This window comes from Massilia sp. P2_C2, assembly GCF_056404615.1.
The window spans coordinates 1-968 of sequence record NZ_JBFUDR010000637.1; the positions used below are offsets into that span (position 1 = coordinate 1).

The 968-nt window shown below is 74.5% G+C and carries 1 protein-coding gene and 1 pseudogene; both read right to left on the reverse strand.

The features are described 5' to 3' along the window. Positions 1-289 (reverse strand): annotated as a pseudogene (locus tag AC1DYX_RS31520) (general secretion pathway protein GspB); the annotation flags it as partial. 1 nt (position 290) lies between these two features. Beyond that, positions 291-968, reverse strand: a 678-nt coding sequence (locus AC1DYX_RS31525; RefSeq protein WP_477266193.1) for a peptidoglycan-binding protein, incomplete at its 5' end; no start/stop codon positions are given.

Genomic DNA, 968 nt, shown 5'->3' on the forward strand with positions numbered 1-968 from the left:
ACGCCGGTGCGGGCGCGGACGCCGGTGCGGGCGGGCGGGCCACAGGCGCCGCCGGCGTTTGTGCGACGGCCTGCGGTGCCGGAGCCGGAGCCGGGGTCGACCTCCCCAGCCACAGCGCGCCGGCTGCCACGACAAGCACACCGGCACCGAGGCCGATCAGCAGCGGCTTGCGGCTGGCCGCGCCGGCAACCGGCGCCGGGGCCACGACCGGAGGCGCGTGGATCGTCGGCGCGTTGCCGAGCTGGCGTTCGGCCTGGGCCTTCTTCAGGGCTTCGAGGATGTACGACATATCATTTTCCCGTGGCTGCCAGCAGGTGCGGCTCGGCGACGCCGCTCAACTGGTTGAGGCGCATATAGGTGCGCGGACCGGCCAGGCCGTCCGCCTTCAGGTTCTGCTTGACCTGGAACGCGCGCAGCAGGCGCCGCGTCGGCTCGTCCAGGATCTGGCCGGCCGGCGGCGCGTCCTGCTTGCCGTCCAGTTGCGCGAGGCGGGCGGCGATCCAGTCGACGTCGGGCCCGCGGTCCCCCGGCCCCACCTGGTCGCGGAAGCCGCGCTGCACCTTCCACAGCGTGGTGAATTCGCCGTCCAGGCGGGTCGCCAGCTGTGCCAGGGGCACCGTATGGCGCTCGCCGTGGAGGGTCAACGTGGCGCTGTCGTCGGTGAGGCCGGTCAGCAACGCGTAACCGAGCCGCGGGCCGTCGTGCAGGGCGACGATCGCGGGCCGGTCGAGCAGGCGCAGTTCGTACAGCCCGCCGCGGGCCTGGTAGCAGCGCAGGCCCTGGCGCGGGGCGGCATCGCAGCCCTCCCCGGCCGGCAAAGTCTGGCCCCACAGCGAAGACAGTTCGCGCAATGCCTCGCCCTGCGTGACCAGTGCCAGCGGTTTGGCGGGTGCCGGCGGCGCCGCGATCGGCGCCGCCGCCAGCGCCGGGTCGTGCGCTGCCGGCGCCTTCGTTGCAGCGGCCACGGG